30 protein-coding genes are annotated in these 24,794 nt (G+C 55.9%); all 30 read right to left on the reverse strand.

Going from position 1 to position 24,794, the window contains the following annotated elements; genetic code table 11:
- Window positions 1–18 precede the first annotated feature (18 nt).
- Window positions 19–375, reverse strand: coding sequence for a 30S ribosomal protein S13 (rpsM, locus tag HVA01_RS07605; protein WP_146874517.1), 357 nt, complete (start codon window positions 373–375; stop codon window positions 19–21).
- Window positions 376–498: 123 nt separating this feature from the next.
- On the reverse strand, window positions 499–612 hold the full coding sequence (gene rpmJ, locus HVA01_RS07610) for a 50S ribosomal protein L36 (protein WP_008959154.1): 114 nt from the start codon (window positions 610–612) through the stop codon (window positions 499–501).
- 64 nt (window positions 613–676) lie between these two features.
- A complete protein-coding gene (secY, locus tag HVA01_RS07615; protein ID WP_146874519.1) occupies window positions 677–2,008 on the reverse strand; it encodes a preprotein translocase subunit SecY in 1,332 nt (443 codons plus the stop codon).
- The gene (rplO, locus tag HVA01_RS07620; RefSeq protein ID WP_146874521.1) at window positions 2,009–2,443 is read right to left on the reverse strand and encodes a 50S ribosomal protein L15; all 435 of its coding nucleotides are present in this window, start codon (window positions 2,441–2,443) and stop codon (window positions 2,009–2,011) included.
- 3 nt (window positions 2,444–2,446) lie between these two features.
- The gene (gene rpmD, locus HVA01_RS07625) at window positions 2,447–2,629 is read right to left on the reverse strand and encodes a 50S ribosomal protein L30 (RefSeq protein WP_146874523.1); all 183 of its coding nucleotides are present in this window, start codon (window positions 2,627–2,629) and stop codon (window positions 2,447–2,449) included.
- A gap of 6 nt (window positions 2,630–2,635) precedes the next feature.
- A complete protein-coding gene (gene rpsE / locus HVA01_RS07630; protein ID WP_007111990.1) occupies window positions 2,636–3,136 on the reverse strand; it encodes a 30S ribosomal protein S5 in 501 nt (166 codons plus the stop codon).
- 11 nt (window positions 3,137–3,147) lie between these two features.
- Window positions 3,148–3,498, reverse strand: a complete 351-nt coding sequence (gene rplR / locus HVA01_RS07635; RefSeq protein WP_146874525.1) for a 50S ribosomal protein L18 — start codon at window positions 3,496–3,498, stop codon at window positions 3,148–3,150.
- Between the two features lie 9 nt (window positions 3,499–3,507).
- Window positions 3,508–4,038, reverse strand: coding sequence for a 50S ribosomal protein L6 (gene rplF, locus HVA01_RS07640; protein ID WP_146874527.1), 531 nt, complete (start codon window positions 4,036–4,038; stop codon window positions 3,508–3,510).
- A gap of 9 nt (window positions 4,039–4,047) precedes the next feature.
- A complete protein-coding gene (rpsH, locus tag HVA01_RS07645) occupies window positions 4,048–4,440 on the reverse strand; it encodes a 30S ribosomal protein S8 (RefSeq protein WP_146874529.1) in 393 nt (130 codons plus the stop codon).
- A gap of 32 nt (window positions 4,441–4,472) precedes the next feature.
- On the reverse strand, window positions 4,473–4,778 hold the full coding sequence (gene rpsN, locus HVA01_RS07650; protein ID WP_146874531.1) for a 30S ribosomal protein S14: 306 nt from the start codon (window positions 4,776–4,778) through the stop codon (window positions 4,473–4,475).
- A 10-nt stretch (window positions 4,779–4,788) separates the two neighbouring features.
- Window positions 4,789–5,328, reverse strand: a complete 540-nt coding sequence (rplE, locus tag HVA01_RS07655) for a 50S ribosomal protein L5 (RefSeq protein WP_146874533.1) — start codon at window positions 5,326–5,328, stop codon at window positions 4,789–4,791.
- A gap of 18 nt (window positions 5,329–5,346) precedes the next feature.
- The gene (rplX, locus tag HVA01_RS07660) at window positions 5,347–5,661 is read right to left on the reverse strand and encodes a 50S ribosomal protein L24 (RefSeq protein ID WP_096276511.1); all 315 of its coding nucleotides are present in this window, start codon (window positions 5,659–5,661) and stop codon (window positions 5,347–5,349) included.
- 14 nt (window positions 5,662–5,675) lie between these two features.
- Window positions 5,676–6,047 carry a 50S ribosomal protein L14 gene (gene rplN, locus HVA01_RS07665; RefSeq protein ID WP_146874534.1) on the reverse strand — a complete coding sequence of 124 codons (372 nt, stop codon included), beginning with the start codon at window positions 6,045–6,047 and terminating at the stop codon, window positions 5,676–5,678.
- 49 nt (window positions 6,048–6,096) lie between these two features.
- Entirely contained in the window at window positions 6,097–6,357 is a 261-nt protein-coding gene (gene rpsQ / locus HVA01_RS07670; RefSeq protein ID WP_146874536.1) for a 30S ribosomal protein S17, read from the reverse strand.
- 1 nt (window position 6,358) lies between these two features.
- Window positions 6,359–6,550: a 50S ribosomal protein L29 gene (rpmC, locus tag HVA01_RS07675; protein ID WP_146874538.1), complete on the reverse strand. Its 192-nt coding sequence runs from the start codon at window positions 6,548–6,550 to the stop codon at window positions 6,359–6,361.
- Window positions 6,550–6,963, reverse strand: a complete 414-nt coding sequence (rplP, locus tag HVA01_RS07680) for a 50S ribosomal protein L16 (RefSeq protein WP_146874540.1) — start codon at window positions 6,961–6,963, stop codon at window positions 6,550–6,552. Before rplP ends, rpmC begins: the two co-directional genes overlap by 1 nt.
- A gap of 15 nt (window positions 6,964–6,978) precedes the next feature.
- Window positions 6,979–7,683, reverse strand: a complete 705-nt coding sequence (gene rpsC / locus HVA01_RS07685) for a 30S ribosomal protein S3 (RefSeq protein ID WP_133731698.1) — start codon at window positions 7,681–7,683, stop codon at window positions 6,979–6,981.
- A gap of 10 nt (window positions 7,684–7,693) precedes the next feature.
- On the reverse strand, window positions 7,694–8,026 hold the full coding sequence (rplV, locus tag HVA01_RS07690) for a 50S ribosomal protein L22 (protein ID WP_007112002.1): 333 nt from the start codon (window positions 8,024–8,026) through the stop codon (window positions 7,694–7,696).
- A gap of 18 nt (window positions 8,027–8,044) precedes the next feature.
- Entirely contained in the window at window positions 8,045–8,320 is a 276-nt protein-coding gene (rpsS, locus tag HVA01_RS07695; protein WP_146874541.1) for a 30S ribosomal protein S19, read from the reverse strand.
- 33 nt (window positions 8,321–8,353) lie between these two features.
- On the reverse strand, window positions 8,354–9,184 hold the full coding sequence (gene rplB / locus HVA01_RS07700) for a 50S ribosomal protein L2 (RefSeq protein ID WP_146874542.1): 831 nt from the start codon (window positions 9,182–9,184) through the stop codon (window positions 8,354–8,356).
- A 17-nt stretch (window positions 9,185–9,201) separates the two neighbouring features.
- Window positions 9,202–9,498: a 50S ribosomal protein L23 gene (gene rplW / locus HVA01_RS07705; RefSeq protein WP_146874544.1), complete on the reverse strand. Its 297-nt coding sequence runs from the start codon at window positions 9,496–9,498 to the stop codon at window positions 9,202–9,204.
- On the reverse strand, window positions 9,495–10,100 hold the full coding sequence (gene rplD, locus HVA01_RS07710) for a 50S ribosomal protein L4 (RefSeq protein ID WP_146874546.1): 606 nt from the start codon (window positions 10,098–10,100) through the stop codon (window positions 9,495–9,497). Before rplD ends, rplW begins: the two co-directional genes overlap by 4 nt.
- Before the next feature lie 15 nt (window positions 10,101–10,115).
- Window positions 10,116–10,754, reverse strand: a complete 639-nt coding sequence (rplC, locus tag HVA01_RS07715) for a 50S ribosomal protein L3 (RefSeq protein ID WP_146874548.1) — start codon at window positions 10,752–10,754, stop codon at window positions 10,116–10,118.
- Between the two features lie 147 nt (window positions 10,755–10,901).
- A complete protein-coding gene (gene rpsJ, locus HVA01_RS07720; RefSeq protein WP_007112007.1) occupies window positions 10,902–11,213 on the reverse strand; it encodes a 30S ribosomal protein S10 in 312 nt (103 codons plus the stop codon).
- Window positions 11,214–11,372: 159 nt separating this feature from the next.
- Entirely contained in the window at window positions 11,373–12,566 is a 1,194-nt protein-coding gene (gene tuf, locus HVA01_RS07725; RefSeq protein WP_146874550.1) for an elongation factor Tu, read from the reverse strand.
- A gap of 29 nt (window positions 12,567–12,595) precedes the next feature.
- On the reverse strand, window positions 12,596–14,719 hold the full coding sequence (gene fusA / locus HVA01_RS07730) for an elongation factor G (protein WP_146874552.1): 2,124 nt from the start codon (window positions 14,717–14,719) through the stop codon (window positions 12,596–12,598).
- A 245-nt stretch (window positions 14,720–14,964) separates the two neighbouring features.
- Window positions 14,965–15,435, reverse strand: coding sequence for a 30S ribosomal protein S7 (rpsG, locus tag HVA01_RS07735; RefSeq protein ID WP_146874554.1), 471 nt, complete (start codon window positions 15,433–15,435; stop codon window positions 14,965–14,967).
- Window positions 15,436–15,598: 163 nt separating this feature from the next.
- Window positions 15,599–15,973: a 30S ribosomal protein S12 gene (rpsL, locus tag HVA01_RS07740; protein WP_146874556.1), complete on the reverse strand. Its 375-nt coding sequence runs from the start codon at window positions 15,971–15,973 to the stop codon at window positions 15,599–15,601.
- 245 nt (window positions 15,974–16,218) lie between these two features.
- Window positions 16,219–20,433, reverse strand: a complete 4,215-nt coding sequence (gene rpoC, locus HVA01_RS07745; protein WP_146874558.1) for a DNA-directed RNA polymerase subunit beta' — start codon at window positions 20,431–20,433, stop codon at window positions 16,219–16,221.
- A 10-nt stretch (window positions 20,434–20,443) separates the two neighbouring features.
- Complete coding sequence (gene rpoB / locus HVA01_RS07750; RefSeq protein ID WP_146874560.1) at window positions 20,444–24,520, reverse strand: DNA-directed RNA polymerase subunit beta; 4,077 nt, start codon at window positions 24,518–24,520, stop codon at window positions 20,444–20,446.
- Between the last annotated feature and the right edge of the window lie 274 nt (window positions 24,521–24,794).

Here is a 24,794-nt window from a genome sequence, read left to right on the forward strand (position 1 = left end):
TATTAAAGAGCCTGCGTATTATTTGCGGATCGGCTTACGCGGGCCCTTACGGGTGCGCGCGTTAGTCTTAGTCCGCTGACCACGCAGCGGAAGACTACGACGATGACGCAGACCACGGTAGCAACCTAAGTCCATGAGACGCTTAATGTTAAGCGTGACATCACGACGAAGGTCGCCTTCTACGGTGTACTTGCCAACTTCAGAACGCAGGGTGTCGACTTCTTCAGAAGACAGGTCCTGGATCTTGGCATTCATGGCAATACCTGATGCTGCACAGATGTGCTCAGCACGGGTACGGCCAATACCGAAGATGTAGGTCAGCGAGATCGCCGCATGCTTGTTGTCCGGGATATTGACGCCTGCAATACGGGCCATCAGCTTACTCCGAAATTTGAGCGGCTTGCTCGTTTGTTCATCTATAAAAGGCGCAACAGCATACCCCTTTAAACGCCCTAAGGCAAGGGGTATGCTGGCACCCGCTTAATACAACCCAGGCTATTAACCCTGGCGCTGTTTGTGCCGTGGTTCGCTGCAGATGACGCGGACAGCGCCATTGCGACGAATGATCTTGCAGTTACGGCACATTTTCTTTACGGAAGCTCGAACTTTCATCGATCTTTCTCCAAAAACCGGCTCGCGGCGCGCCTCTCTCTAAGGTAAGAGAAAAGACGGCGCCTCAGCGCGTAATACCGCCGCTACCGTAGCCTTTCAGGTTGGACTTCTTCATCACTGAGTCATACTGGCTCGACATGAGATGCGATTGCACCTGGGCCATGAAGTCCATGATGACCACGACTACGATTAACAACGAGGTACCGCCGAAAAAGAACGGCACGTTCCACGCTACAATCAAGAACTGGGGCATCAAGGAAACCGCAGTGATATACAAGGCACCGAACAGGGTCAAACGTGTCATGACCTTGTCGATATAGCGAGCGGTCTGCTCGCCGGGGCGAATGCCCGGCAGGAAAGCGCCTGACTTTTTAAGATTGTCAGCCACATCCTTGGGGTTGAAGACCAGCGCTGTGTAAAAGAAGCAGAAGAATACCACTGCCGCCGCGAAAAGCAAGATGTAAAGCGGTTGACCTGGGCCTAATGCCTGAGATGCACGCTGCAACCACTCCATACCTTCGCCAGCACCCACCCACTGACCGATAGAGGCCGGGAAGAGCAGAATACTGGAGGCAAAAATCGCCGGAATAACGCCGGCCATGTTGACCTTCAAAGGCAGGTAGCTACTTTGGCCTGCATACATCTTATTGCCCACTTGTCGCCGCGGGTAGTTCACCTTGAGGCGGCGTTGGCCGCGCTCGATGAACACCACAAAGGCAACAGTCGCAATACCTAACACAGACAGCGCTAACAGCGGCAGAACATTCCAGGCCCCTTCATTACGGGCAAGCTCGAAAGCCTGGCCCACGGCACTGGGCAGTCCAGCGACAATACCGGCGAAGATCAGCAGCGAAATACCGTTGCCGATGCCCTTCTCGGTAATCTGCTCACCTAGCCACATCATAAACACCGCACCCGATACAAAGGTAACCACAGCGGTGAAGAAGAAGCTAAAGTCAGCGGTGTACGCGATGCCTTGGCTAGCCAGACCGACAGACATGCCGGTAGCCTGGACAAACGCCAGTATCACGGTGCCGTAGCGGGTGTACTGGCTAATCTTGCGGCGGCCAGCCTCACCCTCTTTCTTGAGTTGTTCAAGATGAGGGGAGACCGCAGTCATGAGCTGCATGATAATCGACGCCGAAATATAGGGCATTATACCCAGGGCGAGGACACTCATGCGCTCCAGAGCACCGCCCGAGAACATGTTAAACATGCCCAGGATGGTGCCCTGTTGCTCCCTAAACAAGGCAGCAAGCTGGTCAGGATTGATACCGGGAACGGGAATGTGGGCACCAATACGGTACACCACGATGGCGAGGAGCACGAAGCGCAAACGCGCCCACAGTTCACTCAGACCGCTGCCCATCGCCGGCATTTTTCCTGACTTGGCCATTTAGTCCTCTACCTTGCCGCCAGCGGCTTCGATCGCTTCACGGGCACCTTTGGTGACCTTGATTCCGCGAACGGTAACCGCCGTTTTCAATTCGCCAGAAAGGATAATCTTCGCGTGTAGCGTTGAATCCTTCAGCACGTTGGCATCTTTCAGCGTTTGCAGTGTGACGTCGCCACCGGCCACTTTCACCAGTTCAGCCACACGCACTTCTTCAGAGACCAGCGACTTGGCAGAGGTGAAACCGAATTTCGGCAGACGACGCTGCAACGGCATTTGACCGCCTTCGAAACCGGGCTTCACGCTGCCGCCACTACGTGCTTTCTGACCTTTGTGACCCCGGCCGCCGGTCTTACCAAGACCGGAGCCGATGCCACGACCAACGCGCTTTGCAGCGTGCTTGGAGCCCGGAGCCGGGCTTAGGCTATTGAGTTTCATGGATTACTCTCCCTCAACGCGCACAAGGTAGTTCACCTTGTAGATCATGCCGCGTACGGCAGGGGTGTCTTCCAGTTCAACCGTATGACCGATGCGACGCAGACCCAAGCCCTTCATGTTGGCTTTGTGCGTGGGCCTGATGCCGATGGTGCTGCGGATCTGGGTAACCTTGATCGTTGCTGCCATGGTGCCTTACCCCGTGATCGCTTCGACAGACAGACCGCGCTTGGCGGCCACGTCTTCCGGTGCTTGCATGGAGGAGAGACCTTTGACAGTCGCCCGTACCACGTTAACCGGGTTGGTGGAACCGTAGCACTTGGCCAGTACGTCGTGGACACCGGCGAGCTCTAATACAGAGCGCATGGCGCCACCGGCGATAATACCGGTACCTTCAGAGGCCGGCTGCATGTACACCTTGGAAGCACCGTGACGGGCTTTTACCGGGTACTGCAGCGTGTGGCCAGCAAGGTTCACCTTGACCATGTTGCGACGAGCTTGATCCATTGCCTTCTGGATCGCGACAGGCACTTCACGCGCCTTGCCACGTCCAAAACCGACACGACCTTTACCATCACCAACGACGGTCAGCGCGGTGAAGCCGAAAATACGACCACCCTTGACCACCTTGGCGACGCGGTTGACCTGCACTAACTTCTCTTGCAGATCACCGCTTTGCTGTTCGTTCTTCGCCATCGTAAAACCCTTTAGAATTCCAGGCCGCCTTCACGTGCGGCGTCGGCCAGCGCCTTGACGCGGCCGTGATACTTAAAGCCAGCACGGTCGAAGGCCACCTGGGTGATGCCTGCTTCTTTAGCGCGTTCGGCAATCATAGCACCTACTTTAGAGGCCGCATCTGAGTTGCCGGTCGCACCCTCGCGCAGTGCTTTGTCTAGCGTAGAAGCACTGGCTAACACTTTGCCACCATCAGGCGAGATAATCTGCGCATAGATGTGACGCGGGGTACGGTTGACGCACAGGCGATACACGCCCAGCTCGCGGATCTTGGCGCGAGCGCGGCGGGCACGACGGAGACGAGATTCTTTCTTCGCGTTCATAACCCTGCCTTACTTCTTCTTGGCTTCTTTGCGACGCACCTGCTCGTCGGCGTACCGGACACCCTTGCCTTTATACGGCTCGGGCGGACGGAAAGCGCGGATTTCCGCGGCGCACTGACCGAGCTGCTGCTTGTTCGCGCTTTTCAGCACGATCACGGTGTTTTTCGGCGTTTCCGCTGAGACACCTTCAGGCAGTTGGTAGTCGACCGGGTGCGAGAAGCCCAGTGAAAGATTGAGCGTCTGGCCCTTAGCTTGGGCACGATAACCGACGCCAACAATTTCGAGAGATTTTGTAAAACCCTCGGATACGCCCGTTACCAGGTTCTGAACTAAGGCGCGGGTAGTACCGGCCATGGCCCAGCTCTTGGCAGATTCGCTCGGGGCGAAGGTCAGCTGGCTATCTTCCTGACCCACCACTACATCGGAGTGGATAGTCATAGATAGTGTGCCTTGGCCGCCCTTGGCGGTCAGCTGGTCGGCATCGATTTTAATCTCAACGCCGGCAGGCACTTTAACCGGATATTTCGCTATGCGGGACATTCCAGCCTCCTAGAATACGGTGCAGATGACTTCGCCACCGACACCGGCTTGGCGCGCGGCACGATCGGTCATGACACCATTGGATGTGGTGACAATCGCGATACCCAGACCATCGGCGACCTTAGGCAGATTGTCCTTGCCTTTATAACGGCGCAGGGACGGCTTGGAAACCCGCTGAATGTGCTCAATAACCGGCTTACCCTCAAAGTACTTGAGAGTCACGGTCAGCTCGGGCTTAACGCCCTCCGCTACCGTAAAGTCGGCAATGTAGCCTTCTTCCTTTAGCACTCGGGCCACTTGCACTTTCAGCTTGGAGGACGGCATGGTTGCCGCCTCCTTGGTGGCCATCTGCGCATTGCGGATACGGGTAAACATATCCGCCAGAGTGTCTTGCATGCTCATTTAATGTGCGCTCCTGATGATTCTACGTGGCGTTACCAACTGGACTTCTTCAGTCCAGGAACGTCGCCACGCATGGCGGCTTCACGCAGCTTGTTACGGCCGAGGCCGAACTTGTTGTAAAAGCCGTGCGGACGACCGGTGATACGGCAGCGGTTACGCTGACGTACCGGGCTTGAGTCGCGCGGCAGTTGCTGCAGCTTCAGCGTCGCCTCGAAGCGGTCTTCCTCAGTCGTATTCACGTCTGAGATGATCTTCTTGAGCTCAGTGCGCTTGGTGGCATACTTCGCCACCAATTGTGTACGCTTAAGCTCACGCTCTACCATACTTTTCTTAGCCATGATCCCACCCCTATTTCTTGAACGGGAAGCTCAGCGCGGTTAATAGCGCACGACCTTCCTCGTCGGTTTTGGCGGTCGTGGTGATAGTGACATCCAACCCCCGGATTCGATCGATTTTATCATACTCGATCTCCGGGAAGATGATCTGCTCACGCACACCCATTGAGTAATTGCCGCGACCGTCGAAGGACTTCGGGTTGAGACCACGGAAGTCACGCACGCGGGGAATCGCGATGTAAACCAAGCGGTCCAAGAAGTCCCACATGCGCTCAGCGCGCAGGGTCACCTTGATGCCGATAGGCCAACCTTCGCGCACCTTGAAGCCCGCGATGGACTTACGTGCCTTGGTCACCAGCGGCTTTTGCCCAGAGAGCTTCTCTAGATCGCCGATGGCATTGTCAATCAACTTTTTATCGTTGACTGCTTCGCCGATACCCATGTTCAGAGTCACTTTCGTGATCCGGGGTATCTGCATAACGTTGGCATAGCTGAACTCTTCTTTGAGTTGAGCTGCTACCTCGTTTTGATAACGTTCTTTCAAGTTCGCCATTTTGCTACCCGACTCGCGTTAGGCGTCGATCTGCGTCTGCGTCGACTTGTAGATACGTACCTTGGTACCGTCTTCCTTCACCTGGAAGCCGACGCGATCCGCCTTACCGGTCTCCGAATTGAAGATGGCTACGTTGGACGCGTGAATCGGAGCCTCACGCTCGACGATACCGCCCTGATTTCCCGCCATGGGATTTGGCTTGGTGTGACGTTTAATCATGTTCACACCGGACACCAAGAAGCGGCTTTCTAATACCCGCTTAACAGTGCCACGCTTGCCTTTATCCTTCCCGGCGATGACGATGACTTCATCGTCACGTTTGATCTTTTGCATATCCGCCTCGCTCCTTACAGCACTTCAGGCGCTAAGGAAATGATCTTCATGAACTTTTCATTACGAAGTTCACGAGTCACCGGCCCAAAAATACGGGTACCGATGGGCTGTTCGTTGGTGTTATTCAACAAAACCGCCGCATTTCCATCGAAACGGATGAGCGAACCGTCGGGACGACGGACGCCACTACGGGTCCGGACCACGACCGCTTTTAGCACCTGGCCTTTTTTGACCTTGCCACGCGGAATCGCTTCCTTAACCGTGACCTTGATGATATCACCTATACGAGCATAGCGACGGTGTGAACCGCCTAACACCTTGATGCATTGCACCCGGCGCGCTCCGCTGTTATCGGCGATATCCAGCATTGTCTGAGTCTGAATCATCGGTTTTCTCCAAACCTAATCTGACTGCACTGATTGACACGCGAGGGGATTAACCCTTGACGTGAGCAACCACCTCGACCAGCGTCCAGGCTTTCAACTTGGAAAGCGGACGGCATTCCTGAATGGAAACCGTATCGCCTGCCTTCGCCTGGTTCGCCTCATCATGGGCGTGCAGCTTGGTGGAGCGCTTAACGTATTTTCCGTAGATCGGGTGACGCTCGCGCCGCTCGATCATGACGACGATGGACTTGTCCATCTTATCGCTCACCACTTTACCGGTGAGCGTACGCTTTGTGTTTTCTTCGGCCATCTCAATCACCTGCCTTCTCGTTGAGCAAAGTCTTGACGCGGGCAATATCCCGGCGGACCTGCTTGAGCAGATGAGTCTGGCTCAGTTGGCCAGTGGCCTTCTGCATGCGCAGGTTAAACTGCTCGCGGAGGAGTTCGAGGAGTTGCTCCTGGAGCTCTCCTGCGGACTTGTCACGAATTTCCTGGGCTTTCATCACATCACCGTCCGTTTCGCAAAGGTGGTGGATAAGGGCATTTTCTGTGCGGCAAGATCAAACGCTTCACGTGCGAGCTCTTCCGACACGCCTTCAATTTCATACAGGATCCGACCCGGTTGGATCTGGGCAACCCAGTACTCAACAGAACCTTTACCTTTACCCATACGAACTTCGAGCGGCTTCTTGGAGATCGGCTTATCAGGGAAGACGCGGATCCAGATTTTACCGCCACGCTTAACGTGACGTGTGATCGCACGACGGCCGGCTTCGATCTGGCGCGCAGTAATGCGGCCACGACCGGTCGCTTTAAGGCCGTATTCCCCGAAGCTGATCTTGCTTCCGCGATGCGCCAGGCCACGGTTGCGGCCTTTCATCATCTTGCGGAATTTCATACGCTTGGGCTGTAACATCGACTCGCTCTCCCCTTACCTGGAACCTTTCTTCTTGGGTGCGTTGCCGGAAGGCTGCTGCTGCTTAGCCTTGGCACGTACTTCCTCGATACCGCCGAGGATTTCACCCTTGAAGATCCACACTTTGACGCCGATAACGCCATAGGTGGTGTGAGCTTCGTAAGTGGCGTAGTCGATATCCGCACGCAACGTGTGCAACGGAACGCGACCCTCGCGGTACCATTCGGTACGTGCGATTTCAGCGCCACCAAGACGACCTGACAGCTGAATCTTGATGCCACCAGCGCCAAGACGCATTGCGTTCTGTACCGCGCGCTTCATAGCACGACGGAACATCACGCGACGCTCAAGCTGACCCGCTACGTTAGCAGCGACTAGCTTGGCATCCAGCTCCGGCTTGCGAACTTCTTCGATGTTCACATGCACGGGAACGCCCATCATCTGGGTGAGATCGCGACGCAAACGGTCGACATCTTCACCTTTCTTACCAATCACGATACCCGGACGGGCAGTGTGAATGGTGATGCGGGCATTGTTCGCCGGACGCTCGATGTGGATGCGGCTAACAGAGGCGCTTTTAAGACGCTCTTCCAGGAAGCTACGCACTTCGAGATCATTATTGAGCTTATCGGCGTAAGCGCCGCGCTCAGCATACCAGACAGAAGCATGGTCTTTGACGATGCCCAGTCGAATGCCTGTTGGATTGACTTTCTGACCCATCGGTCGACTCCTACTTCTCTGCTACCTTGACGGTGATGTGGCACGTGCGCTTCAAGATACGATCCGCCCGCCCTTTGGCACGCGGCTTGATACGCTTGAGCGTCATGCCCTCATCGACGCAGATGGTCGAGACACGCAGCTCGTCAATATCCATGCCGTTATTTTCTTCCGCGTTTGCTATGGCGGATTGAAGCACCTTCTTAACCAGCTTGGCAGCCTTCTTCGGTGAGAAGGTCAGCAGGTCGAGTGCCTCGGCGACCGGTTTACCGCGCACCTGGTCAGCCACCAAACGGGCCTTCTGGGCGGATAAACGAGCGCCAAGCAGCTTAGCTGTGACTTCCATCTCTCAATCCTCTCTGGCTTACCGTTTGGCTTTCTTATCCGCCACGTGCCCACGGTAAGTGCGGGTGGCAGCGAATTCGCCCAATTTGTGGCCAACCATTTCCTCGGATACGTGCACCGGGATGTGTTGGCGACCGTTATGGACCGCGATAGTGAGGCCTACCATAGTTGGCAGGATCATCGAACGCCGCGACCAGGTCTTGATCGGTTTACGGTCGTTCTTCTCCACTGCAGCCTCTACCTTCTTCAAAAGATGAAGGTCAATGAAGGGACCTTTCTTAAGTGAACGTGGCACAGCCATTACCCCTTAATGTCTTGGCAATTTCGATCAACGTGTCTTATTACGACGACGAATGATCAGCTTGTCGGTGCGCTTATTCTTACGCGTCTTATAACCCTTCGTTGGTACACCCCATGGGGTGACCGGGTTACGACCACCGCTGGTGCGGCCTTCGCCACCACCGTGCGGGTGATCCACCGGGTTCATCGCGACACCGCGAACCGTCGGACGCACACCTCTCCAGCGCTTCGCACCGGCCTTGCCAAGTTGACGCAGGCTGTGCTCGGAGTTGCTCACTTCACCCAAGGTTGCGCGGCACTCGGCCAACACTTTACGCATTTCGCCAGAGCGAAGACGTAGCGTGGCGTAGTTACCTTCACGCGCTACAAGCTGGGCGCTTGTACCGGCACTGCGAGCAATCTGCGCGCCTTTACCCGGCTTGAGTTCGATGCAGTGCACCGTGGAACCCAACGGGATGTTGCGCAGCGGCAAAGCATTGCCTTTCTTGATGGGCGCGTTAACACCAGACTCCAGCACGGTACCCGCGCTGACACCTTTCGGTGCGATGATGTAACGACGCTCGCCATCAGCGTATTTCAGCAGTGCAATGTGCGCACTGCGGTTCGGGTCGTGCTCTAGGCGCTCAACGCTGGCAGGAATGCCATCCTTGGTGCGCTTAAAGTCGATCAGCCGATAGTGGTGACGATGACCACCGCCCACGTGACGGGTGGTGATGCGACCGTAGTTATTCCGGCCACCGGACTTGGACTGTTTTTCTAGCAGCGGTGCATAAGCACGGCCCTTAAACAGTTCCTCGCCAACGATCTTGACGACGTGGCGACGACCGGCGGAAGTTGGTTTGGTCTTGACGATTGCCATTATCCGTACTCCTGCCCTTATTCGGCGCCTGTGAAGTCTTCGAGCGTTTCGCCCGCAGCCAGGGTCACATACGCTTTACGGTAACCCTTACGCAGGCCGATGCCGTTCGCAGTACGCTTTGTTTTACCCTTGATGTTCAATACTTGAACACCGCTGACCTTCTTGCCGAACAGTGCTTCAACGGCTTTCTTGATCTCGGGTTTGGTAGCATCAGATGCCACCTTGAAAACGTACTGGTTGCGCTCGGCTGCCATCGCGGCTTTTTCGGTCACGTGCGGTCCAAGCAGAACCTTGAATACGCGTTCCTGGTTCATGCCAGCTTCTCCTCGAATTTACGCAGGGCGGAGACGGTAATCAGGACCTTATCAAAGGCTACCAGGCTTACCGGGTCAGCTGCCGCGACATCCACCACGTCAACGTGGGGAAGGTTGCGTGCGGCCAAATAGAGCTTTTCGTCAATGTCTTCAGTGACGATCAACACTTTCTCAAGGTCGAGCTCTTTCAGCTTGGCAGCTACCTGCTTGGTCCTAGGCGCATCGACGCTGAACTCTTCAATCGCGATTAAACGCTCTTGACGTACAAGCTCAGACAAGATGGAGCGCATCGCTGCGCGGTACATCTTGCGGTTAACCTTCTGAGTGTAGTCTTGCGGACGCGCCGCGAAGGTTACGCCGCCGCCACGCCATAGCGGAGAGCGGATAGTACCGGCACGTGCACGACCGGTGCCTTTCTGACGCCACGGCTTTTTACCACCACCACGCACATCGGAACGACTCTTTTGTGCGCTAGTTCCCTGACGACCAGCTGCCAGATAGGCAGTGACCACTTGGTGAACGAGCGCTTCGTTGAATTCTTTGCCAAAAGTGGCGTCGGCTACTTCAACGGTACCCGCGCCTGCAGCAAGATTCAGATTCATTGGTAATTATCCCCTTCAGCCTGCTTTCACGGCGCTGCGAACGATAACGTCACTACCAGGAGCACCCGGTACGGCGCCTTTAATCAGCAGCAGGTTACGCTCGACGTCGACACGGACGATCTCAAGGCTTTGCACGGTGCAACGGGCGCTACCCATTTGACCGGCCATTTTTTTGCCTTTGAAAACGCGACCCGGCGTCTGACACATGCCGATGGAACCCGGCGCGCGGTGCGACAGAGAGTTACCGTGGGTCATGTCCTGGGTACGGAAATTCCAGCGCTTAACAGCACCCTGGAAGCCTTTACCCTTAGAGGTGCCGGTCACGTCAACCATTTGACCAGCTTCGAAGAGGGATACGGTGATTTCGCCACCCACTTCAGGAATCGTTTCGCCTTCTGCAAGACGAAATTCCATCAGTGCGCGACCAGCTTCAACACCCGCCTTGGCAAACTGTCCAGCTTGCGCTTTGGTGAGGTGCTTAGCTTTACGAGAGCCAGATGTGACCTGAACCGCTGCGTAACCGTCAGACTCGACGGATTTAACGCGTGTAACACGGTTAGGATCCACTTCAATAACGGTTACGGGCACGGATGCGCCGTCTTCGGTAAAGACACGGGTCATCCCGGCCTTGGTACCGACTAAACCGATAGTCATACTCAGTCTCCTATAGTGTACGGGGCTATCACCCGCTATGGCTGCCCTTTCCAGAGCATTCCACTAGCACATTGTATGGCGCCTCACGGCGCGGCGGCTGCTGCTCATGCTGACTTATGAGCGCTGGGCCGCAAGTGACTAGTGTAATTAGTTGAGTTTGATTTGCACGTCAACGCCAGCGGCGAGATCAAGTTTCATCAAAGCATCAACAGTTTTCTCGGTCGGCTCAACGATGTCGAGCACACGCTTGTGCGTACGAATCTCATACTGGTCACGCGCATCTTTGTTGACGTGCGGCGAGATCAGAATGGTGTAACGCTCGCGATTGGTCGGCAGCGGGATCGGCCCACGAACCTGAGCACCAGTACGCTTAGCGGTTTCAACGATCTCCGCTGTGGACTGATCGATCAGGCGATGGTCGAACGCTTTCAACCGAATGCGAATCTTTTGGTTCTGCATTTGCCCTAAACTCCAATGGATGTCGACGGCGCGAGCCGTCTACCCACGCATTCAAAGGATGCGCATTATAGGCACGCCACAAGCCAATGTCAAACATTTGCTGATGGTGCGCAGAAAAGGGGGCTCACCAGAGCCCCCTCTATCATTCAAGCAACTAGCTTACTTAACGATCTTGGCCACAACGCCCGCGCCGACGGTACGGCCGCCTTCACGAATAGCGAAGCGCAGACCTTCATCCATGGCGATTGGAGCAATCAAGGTAACAACCATTTGCACGTTGTCACCCGGCATGACCATTTCAACGCCTTCCGGCAGTTCACAGGTACCCGTTACGTCGGTGGTACGGAAGTAGAACTGCGGACGGTAGCCCTTGAAGAAAGGCGTATGACGGCCGCCTTCTTCTTTGGACAGTACGTAAACTTCTGCTTCGAAGGTAGTATGCGGCTTGATGGTGCCCGGCTTGGCCAGTACCTGACCACGCTCGACGTCATCACGCTTAGTACCACGCAGCAGGGCGCCAACGTTCTCACCGGCACGACCTTCGTCGAGCAGCTTACGGAACATTTCAACGCCGGTAACGATGGTCTTAACGGTATCACGGATACCGATGATTTCGACTTCGCTACCCGGAGTGACGATACCGCGCTCAACACGACCGGTGACAACCGTACCGCGACCAGAGATAGAGAACACGTCTTCAATCGGCATCAGGAACGGCTGATCGATCGCACGCTCCGGCTCCGGAATGTACTCGTCCAGCGCTTTGATCAGATTCGCAACGGCGGTGGTGCCCATGCCGTTCTCATCTTCACCGTTCAGCGCCATCAGCGCAGAACCCGTGATGATCGGCGTGTCGTCGCCCGGGAAGTCGTACTGGTCGAGGAGTTCGCGAACTTCCATCTCTACCAGCTCGAGCAGCTCTTCGTCATCGACCATGTCCGCTTTGTTCAGGAACACAACGATGAACGGTACGCCAACCTGACGCGACAGCAGGATGTGCTCGCGAGTCTGCGGCATCGGGCCGTCTGCGGCAGAACAGACCAGGATCGCGCCGTCCATCTGCGCAGCACCGGTGATCATGTTCTTGACGTAGTCGGCGTGCCCGGGGCAGTCGACGTGCGCGTAGTGACGCGCTTCAGACTGGTATTCCACGTGCGATGTCGCGATCGTGATACCGCGCTCACGCTCTTCCGGCGCATTATCGATAGCGGCGAATTCACTCCAGTCGCCGCCAAAAACTTCAGCGGAAACGCGGGTCAAGGCCGCAGTCAGGGTCGTTTTACCGTGGTCGACGTGACCAATGGTGCCGACGTTGATATGCGGTTTGGAACGTTCAAATTTTGCCTTAGCCACTGCTATAACCTCTTTACGTTAGCTAACGGTTAACCGTTTTGATTGATGACGGCTTCAACGACGCTGGAGGGCGCCTCGTCGTACTTCGAGAACTCCATGGAGTAGCTCGCACGGCCCTGGGTCTGTGAGCGCAGATCGGTAGCATAACCGAACATCTCGCCCAGTGGCACCGTTGCACGAATGACTTTACCAGAAGAAGAGTCATCCATACCCTGCACCAGGCCGCGACGACGGCTCAGGTCGCCCATGACGTCACCCATAAAGTCTTCGGGGGTCACGATTTCGACCTTCATCACCGGCTCCAGCAGCACGGCCTTGGCCTTCCTGGCACCTTCTTTTACTGCCATAGAAGAAGCAATCTTGAACGCAGTCTCGTTCGAGTCTACGTCGTGGAAAGAGCCGTCGAACAGCGTTACTTTAACGTCAATCATCGGATAACCCGCGATGACGCCGTTTTTGAGCTGCTCGTAAGCCCCTTTCTCAACCGCAGGGACGTATTCCTTAGGAACCGCACCGCCTACGATTTCAGAGTTGAATTTGAAGAAGATTTCTTCGTCGCCTTCACCCTTTTCTTCAGCAGTCAGCGGTTCGATGCGCAACCAAACGTGACCGTACTGACCACGACCGCCCGACTGACGTACGAACTTGCCTTCTTGCTCAATATTGCCGCGGATGGTTTCGCGGTAGGCAACCTGCGGCTTACCGATATTGGCCTCAACCTTAAACTCGCGACGCATACGGTCAACGAGGATGTCGAGGTGAAGCTCACCCATACCGGAAATAATCGTCTGGCCGGTTTCTTCGTCGGTTTTAACCTGGAAAGAAGGGTCTTCCTGGGCAAGCTTGCCCAGCGCAACGCCCATTTTCTCTTGGTCTGCCTTCGACTTCGGCTCTACGGCCACCGAAATAACCGGGTCCGGGAACTCCATGCGCTCGAGAACAATTTTGTTATCGATATCGCACAGGGTGTCACCGGTAGTGACGTCTTTAAGACCGATACAGGCGGCAATATCGCCCGCCAAGACTTCTTTGATCTCTTCACGAGAGTTGGCATGCATCTGAACGATACGGCCAACGCGCTCTTTCTTCTGCTTAACGGAATTATACACACCGTCACCAGATTTCAGAACGCCCGAGTAGACACGGATAAAGGTCAGTGTGCCCACGAACGGATCGGTAGCGATCTTAAACGCCAGCGCGGCGAACGGCTGATTATCGTCCGCTTCACGGGTATCGATCGTGCCGTCTTTATCGTCGAGCTCACCTTCGATCGCCTTAACTTCCGTCGGCGAGGGCATGTACTCGATAACGCAATCCAGTACCGCCTGAACGCCCTTGTTCTTAAAGGCAGAACCACAGGTAACCAAAACGATATCGTTAGCCAGGGTGCGCGCGCGCAGACCGGCCTTGATCTCTTCAACCGTAAGCTCGTTACCGTCGAGGTACTTCTCCATCAGCTCGTCAGAGCCTTCGGCAGCCGCTTCGACCATCTCTTCGCGGTATTTCTCGGCGGTTTCTTGCAGCTCAGCCGGGATGTCCGCGAGGTCATAATTCATACCCAGACTTTCCTCATCCCACAGGATAGCCTTCATCTGAATCAGGTCGATAACGCCTTTAAAGTTTTCTTCTGTGCCCCAGTTGATCTGGATCGGCACAGCTTTGGCACCCAGGCGCTCTTTCAACTGCTCAACGACCATGAAGAAGTCGGCGCCGGTACGGTCCATCTTGTTGACAAAGACCATGCGCGGGACTTCGTACTTGTTGGCTTGGCGCCATACGGTTTCGGTCTGCGGCTGAACGCCGGAAGAACCGCACAGTACAACAACCGCGCCATCAAGCACGCGCAGAGAACGCTCAACTTCAATGGTGAAGTCAACGTGCCCCGGGGTGTCGATAATGTTGATACGGTGCTCATCAAACTGCTTGTTCATGCCCTGCCAGAAACAGGTAGTCGCAGCTGAGGTGATGGTAATACCACGCTCCTGCTCCTGCTCCATCCAGTCCATGGTCGCAGCACCGTCGTGCACTTCGCCCACTTTATGGGAAAGGCCAGTGTAAAACAGTACCCGCTCAGTCGTCGTGGTTTTACCCGCGTCGACGTGAGCGACAATACCGATATTGCGATAACGCGTAAGTGGTGTCTTGCGTGCCACGGTGAAACTCCCGTTTGTTGGCGATGCTCGTTAATATAGCGGCGTAGGCAAGCGAGGCTTATGCGACCGCCGCCACCCCAGCAGGGTAGCGGGTAGGTATTTCAACATAGCGACTCAGCAGACACTTCGCGATGCTGAACAACGTGCATATGTACACCATAAAGCCGTACTTAGAAACGCCGTGCTTAAAAACGCCAATGCTAGAAACGCCGATGTTAACAACGTCGATGTTAGGAACGACGCTATTAAAAACGGTAGTGCGAGAAGGCCTTGTTGGCTTCTGCCATACGGTGCACGTCTTCGCGCTTCTTAACGGCAGAACCTTTGCCTTCTGCAGCATCCAGCATTTCGCCTGCCAGACGCAGCACCATGGTTTTCTCACCGCGACGACGCGCCGCGTCTACCAGCCAGCGCATGGCTAGCGCCTGGCGACGAGACGGACGTACTTCAACCGGCACCTGATAGGTCGCACCACCCACGCGGCGCGACTTCACTTCGACCATCGGCTGGATAGCTTCCAGCGCTTTGTCGAAGATCTCCAGCGGCTCTTCTTTACTACGCTCGGCAACCTTGTCCAGCGCACCGTAGACGATACGCTCAGCTATGGACTTTTTACCGCTGAACATCAGGTGGTTCATGAACTTCGCCAGACGCTCACTTCCGAACTTAGGATCCGGCAGGATTTCGCGTTTAGCTACTACTCTTCTTCTAGGCATGATAAGCCCTCAATTAAGGATCTTTCAGGTAAACCCGGAACTCGTGCTGCGTACAAGACGCACTGCGCCGCCCGACCTTACTCTTATCAGACCGTCAAATTCGTGATAATCGTTACTCAGCACACCCAACAGCTCGACTGTGCTGTACAGCCACCCTATCGTCTTAAGACTTAGGACGCTTAGTACCGTATTTAGAACGACCCTGACGACGGTTTTGAACGCCGGAGGTGTCAAGGGCGCCACGGACGGTGTGATAACGCACACCTGGCAAATCCTTTACACGGCCGCCGCGAATCAAAACGACAGAGTGTTCCTGAAGGTTGTGACCTTCACCACCGATGTAAGAAGCCACTTCAAAGCCATTCGTCAGGCGCACACGGCAGACCTTACGCAGGGCCGAGTTAGGCTTCTTCGGGGTGGTAGTGTAAACGCGCGTACATACGCCGCGCTTTTGCGGACAGGCCTGCAGCGCGGGCACATCACTTTTAGTGACGGGGCGCTTGCGCGGCTTGCGCACTAGCTGATTAATCGTTGCCATGGTGTTTAGCTGACTCCAATGGTTGCCTGGCCTTTTAACAAATACGTTCAGTGGCTGCAGGCGTACCCACCCCACTGTTAAAGGCTGCGCATTCTAAAGGCTGACCCTAGGTGGCGTCAAGCCTTGCCGGCGGTTTTACCGGCAAGGCTGCGCTTTTCAGGTCAGCTACTCGTTTTACTTACTTTCTCACTTACGTATTTTAACTACTATTTGCAGGCACTTGATGGGTGCCATTTGCGCCAGATTTACAGCTCGTCGTCAGTATCGAGAGCGGTTAACTGAGCGCCCAGCTCCTGCTCCACCTCGGTAGCCGAGGGGTTGAACTGTTGCTCAACGTCTTCGCGCTTGCGACGACGCTCGGCATGGTGGGTCAAGCCGGTACCTGCCGGAATCAACCGACCCACAACGACGTTTTCTTTCAGGCCGCGCAGATAATCGCGCTTGCCGGTTACCGCTGCTTCGGTCAGTACGCGGGTTGTCTCCTGGAAGGAGGCCGCGGAAATGAACGACTCGGTAGCCAAGCTGGCCTTGGTGATACCCAGCAACATGCGTTGGTACTTGGCTGGGAATTTCTGCTCTTTTTCGAGACGAATATTCTGTTCCAGCACGCGTACCAGCTCTGCCTGATCGCCGGTGATGAAATTCGAATCGCCCGAGTCAGTAATCTCTACCTTGCGCAGCATCTGACGCACAATCACTTCAATGTGCTTATCGTTGATGCCAACGCCCTGCAGACGATAAACGTCTTGCACTTCGGCCGTGATGTACTTGGCCAGTTCCTCGACACCCAGCAAACGCAGGATATCGTGGGGATTGCTCGGGCCATCGGAAATCACTTCGCCCTTCTCGACGGTTTCACCTTCGAAGACCGCAATTTGACGCCACTTGGGAATCAAGGCTTCGAACGCATCGCCAGATTCCGGGGTAATCATCAAGCGACGCTTGCCTTTGGTCTCTTTACCGAAGCTAACCACGCCGCTGATTTCGGCCAGGATAGACGACTCTTTCGGCTTACGCGCTTCGAACAAGTCAGCCACCCGTGGCAGACCACCGGTGATATCTTTGTTCGCCGACGCCTCTACCGGGATACGGGCGACCACTTCACCCACACCGATGGTGACGCCATCGTCGACCGAGATAATCGAGTTGCCTGGCAGCAGGTACTGCACCGGGGTATTAGAGCCCGAGACAGAGACGTACTCGCCGGCGCTGTCCTGCAACATGACCATGGGGCGCTTGTCGCGTCCGGCCATAGGCCGAGCCGCCGACTCGATAACCTCGATGGACGACAGGCCAGTCATCTCGTCGACGCTGCGGTGCATGGTGACACCTTCGTCGAGGTCGATAAACTGCGCCTTGCCTTCTACTTCGGCAACGATCGGGTGAGTGTGCGGATCCCACTTGGCCACAATGGCACCGGCATCCACAACGTCGCCGTCGCGCACGGAGAGCTCAGCGCCGTAAGGCAGCTTGTAGTACTCACGCTCGCGGCCATGGTCATCGGCAACGGCCAAGGCGCTTGAGCGCGATACCACGACCAACTTACCGTCAGCACGCTCAACGTTTTTAATGTTGTGCAGACGAACCTTACCGCCGTGCTTCACCTGGACACTATCGGTAGCCGAAGACCGTGACGCTGCACCACCAATGTGGAAGGTACGCATGGTCAGCTGGGTGCCCGGCTCACCAATCGACTGAGCGGCAATAACACCGACCGCTTCACCGATATTAACCTGGTGGCCACGGGCCAAGTCACGGCCGTAGCAGGCCGCACACACGCCGTGAGCGGTCTCACAGGTAATCGTGGAACGCACGACGATCTCGTCGACGCCCATGGTGTCGAGCTCGGCACACCACTTCTCGTCCAGCAAGGTACCTTTAGCGAGCTGCACGTCACCACTGCCAGGATGAATAACATCCTGAGCGACCACACGACCCAGCACACGCTGGGAAAGCGGTACGATAATGTCGCCGCCTTCGATGATCGGGTGCAGCGTCAGACCGTTCTCGGTGCCACAGTCGACTTCAGTGATCACCAAGTCTTGCGCTACGTCAACCAGGCGACGGGTCAGGTAACCGGAGTTGGCGGTTTTAAGCGCCGTATCCGCAAGACCTTTACGCGCACCGTGGGTCGAGATGAAGTACTGCAGTACGTTCAGACCTTCACGGAAGTTGGCGACGATCGGCGTTTCGATGATCGAACCATCCGGCTTGGCCATCAGGCCACGCATACCCGCCAGCTGGCGGATCTGGGCAGCACTACCACGGGCACCGGAGTCGGCCATGATAAACACGCTGTTGAACGAGTCCTGCTCGACTTCGTTACCATCGCGATCGATGACGGTCTCTTTCGAGATGCCCACCATCATCGCCTTGGCGACTTTATCGTTGGCTTTCGACCAGATATCGATAACCTTGTTGTACTTCTCGCCGGCAGTTACCAGGCCAGAAGAGAACTGGTCTTCGATCTCTTTGACTTCCGCTTCCGCGGCGTCAACGATCTCGGTTTTGGCGTCGGGGATAACGAAGTCGTTAACACCGATAGAGGCGCCGGACCAGGTCGCTAAGCGAAAGCCGGTATACATCAGCTGGTCAGCGAAGATGACGGTCGGCTTGAGGCCGGCACGACGGTAAACTTCGTTGATCAGGCTGGAGATCGCCTTCTTCTTCATCGGCTGATCAATCAGCTCGAACGGCACCCCTTCAGGCAGGATGCGGAACAACAACGCACGGCCTACGGTAGTGTCGTAAATACGCCGGTGGAAACTGCGCGCGCCGGTCTCTTCTTCAATGTCGGTTTCGTCCAAGCGCACTTTAACGCGGGCGTGCAGCGATACCGACTGCGTACCAAAGGCGCGCTCAACCTCGTTGAGGCCTGAGAACACCATGCCTTCGCCTTTGGCGTTGATCTTTTCCCGGGTCATGTAGTAAAGACCCAGAACAACGTCTTGCGACGGCACGATGATCGGCTCGCCGTTAGCGGGCGACAGCACGTTGTTGGTGGCCATCATCAGCGCGCGGGCTTCGAGCTGGGCTTCCAGCGTCAACGGTACGTGTACCGCCATCTGGTCACCGTCAAAGTCGGCGTTGTAAGCGGCACATACCAGCGGGTGCAGCTGAATCGCCTTGCCTTCGATCAACAGCGGCTCAAACGCCTGGATACCCAGGCGGTGCAGCGTGGGCGCGCGGTTCAGCAGTACCGGGTGCTCGCGGATAACATCAGCAAGGATATCCCAGACTTCCGGCAGTTCGCGCTCGACCATCTTCTTGGCGGCTTTGATCGTTGAGGCGTAGCCCAGCGACTGCAGCTTGGAGTAGATAAACGGCTTGAACAGCTCAAGGGCCATTTTCTTGGGCAAACCACACTGGTGCAGGCGCAGCGTCGGACCCACGGTAATCACCGAACGGCCCGAGTAGTCGACGCGCTTACCCAGCAGGTTCTGACGGAAACGCCCCTGCTTACCTTTGATCATGTCGGCGAGCGATTTCAGCGGGCGCTTGTTAGAGCCGGTGATCGCACGGCCGCGACGGCCGTTATCCAGCAGTGCATCGACGGCTTCCTGCAGCATGCGTTTCTCGTTGCGCACGATGATATCCGGCGCATTAAGATCAAGCAGACGCTTCAGGCGGTTGTTACGGTTGATCACACGACGGTAAAGGTCGTTAAGATCGGAGGTCGCGAAGCGGCCGCCATCGAGCGGTACCAGCGGACGCAAATCCGGCGGCAGCACGGGCAGCACTTCCATGACCATCCACGCCGGCGCATTGCCGGAATGGTAGAAGGCTTCAAGCAGTTTCAGGCGCTTGGAGAGCTTCTTGATCTTGGTTTCAGAGTTGGTCTGCGGGATTTCTTCGCGCAGGTGGTTAATCTCTTCTTCCAGATCGATGTCTTTGAGCAGCTCTTGAACGGCTTCGGCGCCCATGCGGGCATCGAAGTCGTCGCCAAACTCTTCCAGCGCTTCAAAATACTGCTCGTCGTTCAACAGCTGACCACGCTCCAGCGTGGTCATGCCGGGATCAATCACCACAAAGCTTTCGAAGTAGAGCACGCGCTCGATATCACGCAGGGTCATATCCAGGAACATACCGATACGCGACGGCAGTGACTTCAGAAACCAGATGTGGGCGACCGGCGAGGCAAGCTCGATATGCCCCATGCGCTCACGGCGCACGGCGGCTTTGGTCACTTCAACGCCACATTTCTCGCAGATGATGCCACGGTGCTTCATGCGCTTGTACTTGCCGCACAGGCACTCGTAGTCCTTCACCGGGCCAAAAATCTTGGCGCAGAACAGTCCATCCCGTTCCGGTTTAAAGGTACGGTAGTTGATGGTCTCGGGCTTCTTCACCTCGCCAAACGACCAGGAGCGAATCATGTCCGGCGACGCCAGGGTAATCTTGATCGCGTCGAACTCTTCGGACTGAGACTGCGATTTGAGTACTTTCACCAAATCTTTCATGGGACGGCTCCTAGCTCTCTAACTCGATATCGATGCCCAGCGAGCGGATTTCCTTCACGAGTACGTTAAAGGATTCCGGCATGCCTGCCTGCATGGTGTGGTCGCCATCCACGATGTTTTTATACATCTTGGTGCGGCCTTCGACGTCGTCCGACTTGACGGTGAGCATCTCTTGTAGCGTGTATGCGGCACCGTAAGCTTCCAGCGCCCACACTTCCATCTCACCGAAGCGCTGACCACCGAATTGCGCCTTACCACCCAAGGGCTGCTGGGTCACCAGCGAGTAAGAACCGGTAGAACGCGCGTGCATCTTGTCGTCTACCAAGTGGTTAAGCTTCAGCATGTACATGTAGCCAACGGTGACCGGACGATCAAAGGCGTCACCGGTACGGCCATCGAACAGGGCCATCTGGCCCGACTCGGGAATGTCAGCAAGCTTCAGCAGATGCTTGATTTCGTGCTCTTTGGCACCGTCAAACACCGGCGTTGCCATCGGCACACCCGCTTTAAGGTTTTTCGCCAGGGCAATGACTTCGTCGTCGGTCAAGGAATCAATATCCTCAACGCGAGTGCCTGGCGTGTTGTACACCTGCCCCAGGAAGTCACGGATCTCGGCGACTTGCTGGCCGCGTGCATCGCGCAGCATGGCGTCAATCTTGACACCCAAACCTCGCGCGGCCATACCCAAGTGGGTCTCCAAAATCTGACCAACGTTCATGCGTGACGGCACGCCCAGCGGGTTCAGTATCACGTCGACCGGCTCGCCCTTCTCGTCGAACGGCATGTCTTCGATAGGCATGATCGCTGAGATAACACCTTTGTTACCGTGACGACCGGCCATCTTATCGCCCGGCTGGATACGACGCTTCACGGCCATGTAGACCTTGACGATTTTCAGCACGCCGGGCGCGAGATCATCGCCCTGGGTCAGCTTGCGCTTTTTATCTTCAAAGCGCTCATCCATCTCTTTACGACGGATTTCCAGCTGCTCATCGGCCTGTGCTAGCAGTTCGTTAAAGGACTCATCCTGCAGGCGCAGTTTGAACCACTGCTGACGCGGCAGTTCATCCAGATAGGCTTCGTCAAGCACATCGCCTTTCTTGAGGTTCGGGCCGCCGTTAACGGCCTGACCATCCAGGGTACGCTTAAGGCGCTCAAAGGTGGCGTCTTCGGCGATACGGTAAGTTTCTTGCAGGTCCTTGCGCACCTCATCAAGCTGCATCCGCTCGATGGTAAGCGCGCGGGAATCCTTCTCGACGCCGTCGCGGGTGAATACCTGCACGTCAATCACCGTGCCCTTCATACCGGTCGGCGCGCGTAGCGAGGTGTCTTTAACGTCAGACGCTTTCTCGCCGAAGATGGCACGCAACAGCTTTTCTTCCGGCGTCAGCTGGGTTTCACCCTTGGGTGTTACCTTACCGACCAAAATATCGCCGGGGCCGACTTCGGCACCGATGTACACCACGCCCGCCTCGTCCAGCTTGGACAGCGCTGACTCGCCGACGTTGGGAATGTCAGAGGTAATCTCTTCTGAGCCCAACTTGGTGTCACGTGACACACAGGTCAGTTCCTGAATGTGGATCGTGGTGAAACGATCTTCTTGGGCCGCCCGCTCAGACAGCAGGATCGAATCCTCGAAGTTATAGCCGTTCCAGGGCATAAAGGCGATGCGCATGTTCTGACCCAGCGCCAGATCGCCCATATCCACCGACGGGCCGTCGGCAAGAATATCGCCACGCGCCACGTTATCGCCAGGCCGCACGATGGGGCGCTGGTTCATACAGGTGTTCTGGTTCGAGCGGGTGTACTTGGTCAGGTTGTAGATATCCACCCCGGCTTCACCGCCGATGATTTCATCTTCGTTGACCCGCACCACGACACGGCGTGCATCAACCGAGTCAATCAGGCCACCCCGACGCGCTACCGCACAGACACCGGAGTCACGGGCGACAAAGCGCTCCATGCCGGTACCTACCAGCGGCTTCTCGGCACGCAGGGTCGGCACCGCCTGACGCTGCATGTTAGAACCCATCAAGGCGCGGTTGGCGTCATCGTGCTCGAGGAACGGAATCAACGCCGCTGCCACCGAGACTACTTGGCGCGGAGAGACGTCCATCAGCGTCACTTGCTCAGGACGCATAAAGGTCGTTTCGCCGCGGTGACGCGCCTGCACCAGATCATCGCTCAGCTTGTTGGACTCGTCCACGGCAGCTGATGCCTGGGCAATCACGTAATCGCCTTCTTCAATCGCCGAGAGGTGAACGATTTCATCGGTCAACTGGCGATCCACCACTTTTCGGTACGGCGTTTCTAAGAAACCGTAGCTGTTGGTGTGGCTGTAAGTCGCCAGTGAGTTAATCAGACCGATGTTCGGGCCTTCCGGCGTTTCGATCGGGCATAGACGGCCGTAGTGCGTGGCGTGTACGTCACGTACTTCGAAGCCAGCGCGCTCACGGGTCAAACCACCGGGGCCGAGTGCCGAGACACGACGCTTGTGCGTCACCTCAGAAAGCGGGTTGTTCTGGTCCATAAACTGGGAAAGCTGGCTGGAACCGAAGAACTCTTTCACCGCCGCCGCGACCGGCTTGGCGTTGATCAGGTCTTGCGGCATCAGGCCTTCACTTTCCGCCATGGAAAGACGCTCTTTCACGGCGCGCTCGACACGCACCAAGCCAACGCGGAACTGGTTTTCGGCCATCTCGCCAACGCAGCGAATACGACGGTTACCCAGGTGATCGATATCGTCAACGTCACCGAAGCCGTTACGGATACTGATCAGCTCGCGCAGTACATCCAGGATGTCTTTACGGTCCAATACGCCGGAGCCGGTGTCGGTATCACGACGCAGGCGACGGTTGAACTTCATACGACCAACGCCCGACAGGTCGTAGCGGTCCTCAGAGAAGAACAGGTTGTTAAACAGCGTTTCGGCAGATTCTTTGGTCGGCGGCTCGCCGGGACGCATCATGCGGTAAATTTCGACTAACGCTTCAAGCGCGGAATTAGTAGCATCCAGCTTCAAGGTGTCGGAAATGAACGAACCGCAGTCAAGATCGTTGGTGTAGAGCGTTTCTACCCGGGTGATACCGCCCTGGGCCATACGCTCGAGCACTTCCGGGGTGATCTCGGTGTTACACGGGCAGATCAGCTCACCGGTTTTAGAGTCGATTTGATCTTTGGCCAGCGTTTTGCCGAACAGGTACTCCATCGGCACATCCAGACGCTCGATCCCGGCTTTTTCAAGCTGGCGAATGTGCTTCTGGGTAATCCGACGGCCTTCTTCAACAATCGTCTCACCAGCGCTGTCTTTGATGTCGAAAGTGGCGGTTTCACCACGTAGACGCGACGGCACCAGCTCCACTGAAAAACCGGATTTCTCAATGTGGAAGATACTGGTTTCAAAGAACTCGGCTAAAATCTCTTCGGTGTTCATGCCCAGCGCACGCATTAGCACCGAGGCCGGCAGTTTACGGCGACGGTCAATACGGACAAAGACGTTGTCTTTAGGGTCAAACTCAAAATCTAACCAAGAGCCACGATAAGGAATCACGCGAGCTGAGTAGAGCAGTTTGCCCGACGAGTGACTCTTGCCTTTATCGTGATCAAAGAACACACCGGGCGAGCGGTGGAGCTGGGAAACGATAACCCGCTCAGTACCGTTGATAACAAAGGTACCGTTCTCGGTCATCAGGGGGATTTCCCCCATGTAGACTTCCTGCTCTTTAATATCTTTGATTGCCTTGTTCGAGGAGTCGCGATCATAAATGATCAAGCGAACCTTGACGCGCAACGGGGCGGAGTAAGTCACGCCACGTAGCTGACATTCCTTAACATCGAACGCCGGCGTGCCGAAACGGTAGCTGACGTACTCAAGCGCCGCATTGCCGGAAAAGCTCTCAATCGGAAACACGGACTTAAACGCCGCGTGCAGGCCGACCTCGTGACGCTCGTCGGGCGAACGATCTTGCTGGAGGAAGTCGTAATAGGAATCAAGCTGGATCGCCAACAAGTAAGGCACATCCATCACTTGGGGCAGTTTGCCGAAATCCTTGCGGATGCGTTTTTTCTCAGTATATGAGTAAGCCATCTGTATTCCCCAGCTTGTTCACCATGGGTGACCGATGCGTGGTCATCGCTGCCCGGCGGGCTTCGTCAGACACAGACAGCAAGCTCCTAAATCGGTAGCTCGCCGTCGAAAATCTAGTTCGATAACTCAGTCGTCGATAACACTGTAGTCGATAACACTATCTTCAATAACGCCATCTTCAATAATGCTTTTACGTTTCTGCCGCGGCTGCTCGTGGTGAGCAGCACTGCTGTTGGTCAATATCAGCTATTGCTCAACATCAGCTACAACAGAA

The sequence above is a fragment of the Halovibrio variabilis genome (assembly GCF_007991175.1).
GTDB lineage: Bacteria > Pseudomonadota > Gammaproteobacteria > Pseudomonadales > Halomonadaceae > Vreelandella > Vreelandella variabilis.

Bases quoted from the DNA above. Each gene is read 5' to 3' on its own strand.
- rpmD (WP_146874523.1), bottom strand. From the start codon at position 2,629: ATGGCAGCAACGATCAAGGTTACCCAGATCCGCAGCACCATCGGCATC.
- rpsQ (WP_146874536.1), bottom strand. From the start codon at position 6,357: ATGGCCGAAGAAAACACAAAGCGTACGCTCACCGGTAAAGTGGTGAGC.
- rplV (WP_007112002.1), bottom strand. From the start codon at position 8,026: ATGGAAGTCACAGCTAAGCTGCTTGGCGCTCGTTTATCCGCCCAGAAG.
- rpsL (WP_146874556.1), bottom strand. From the start codon at position 15,973: ATGGCAACGATTAATCAGCTAGTGCGCAAGCCGCGCAAGCGCCCCGTC.
- rpmC (WP_146874538.1), bottom strand. From the start codon at position 6,550: ATGAAAGCCCAGGAAATTCGTGACAAGTCCGCAGGAGAGCTCCAGGAG.
- rpsN (WP_146874531.1), bottom strand. From the start codon at position 4,778: ATGGCTAAGAAAAGTATGGTAGAGCGTGAGCTTAAGCGTACACAATTG.
- rplC (WP_146874548.1), bottom strand. From the start codon at position 10,754: ATGACTATCGGTTTAGTCGGTACCAAGGCCGGGATGACCCGTGTCTTT.
- rplN (WP_146874534.1), bottom strand. From the start codon at position 6,047: ATGATTCAGACTCAGACAATGCTGGATATCGCCGATAACAGCGGAGCG.
- rpsG (WP_146874554.1), bottom strand. From the start codon at position 15,435: ATGCCTAGAAGAAGAGTAGTAGCTAAACGCGAAATCCTGCCGGATCCT.
- rpsM (WP_146874517.1), bottom strand. From the start codon at position 375: ATGGCCCGTATTGCAGGCGTCAATATCCCGGACAACAAGCATGCGGCG.
- rplW (WP_146874544.1), bottom strand. From the start codon at position 9,498: ATGAACCAGGAACGCGTATTCAAGGTTCTGCTTGGACCGCACGTGACC.
- rpoC (WP_146874558.1), bottom strand. From the start codon at position 20,433: ATGAAAGATTTGGTGAAAGTACTCAAATCGCAGTCTCAGTCCGAAGAG.
- rplR (WP_146874525.1), bottom strand. From the start codon at position 3,498: ATGAACGCGAAGAAAGAATCTCGTCTCCGTCGTGCCCGCCGCGCTCGC.
- rpmJ (WP_008959154.1), bottom strand. From the start codon at position 612: ATGAAAGTTCGAGCTTCCGTAAAGAAAATGTGCCGTAACTGCAAGATC.
- rpsE (WP_007111990.1), bottom strand. From the start codon at position 3,136: ATGGCGAAGAACGAACAGCAAAGCGGTGATCTGCAAGAGAAGTTAGTG.
- rplF (WP_146874527.1), bottom strand. From the start codon at position 4,038: ATGTCCCGCATAGCGAAATATCCGGTTAAAGTGCCTGCCGGCGTTGAG.
- rpsJ (WP_007112007.1), bottom strand. From the start codon at position 11,213: ATGCAGAACCAAAAGATTCGCATTCGGTTGAAAGCGTTCGACCATCGC.
- rplD (WP_146874546.1), bottom strand. From the start codon at position 10,100: ATGAATCTGAATCTTGCTGCAGGCGCGGGTACCGTTGAAGTAGCCGAC.
- rplE (WP_146874533.1), bottom strand. From the start codon at position 5,328: ATGGCGAACTTGAAAGAACGTTATCAAAACGAGGTAGCAGCTCAACTC.
- rplO (WP_146874521.1), bottom strand. From the start codon at position 2,443: ATGAAACTCAATAGCCTAAGCCCGGCTCCGGGCTCCAAGCACGCTGCA.
- rpsH (WP_146874529.1), bottom strand. From the start codon at position 4,440: ATGAGCATGCAAGACACTCTGGCGGATATGTTTACCCGTATCCGCAAT.
- rplX (WP_096276511.1), bottom strand. From the start codon at position 5,661: ATGCAAAAGATCAAACGTGACGATGAAGTCATCGTCATCGCCGGGAAG.
- rplB (WP_146874542.1), bottom strand. From the start codon at position 9,184: ATGGCAATCGTCAAGACCAAACCAACTTCCGCCGGTCGTCGCCACGTC.
- rpsC (WP_133731698.1), bottom strand. From the start codon at position 7,683: ATGGGTCAGAAAGTCAATCCAACAGGCATTCGACTGGGCATCGTCAAA.
- rplP (WP_146874540.1), bottom strand. From the start codon at position 6,963: ATGTTACAGCCCAAGCGTATGAAATTCCGCAAGATGATGAAAGGCCGC.
- rpoB (WP_146874560.1), bottom strand. From the start codon at position 24,520: ATGGCTTACTCATATACTGAGAAAAAACGCATCCGCAAGGATTTCGGC.
- secY (WP_146874519.1), bottom strand. From the start codon at position 2,008: ATGGCCAAGTCAGGAAAAATGCCGGCGATGGGCAGCGGTCTGAGTGAA.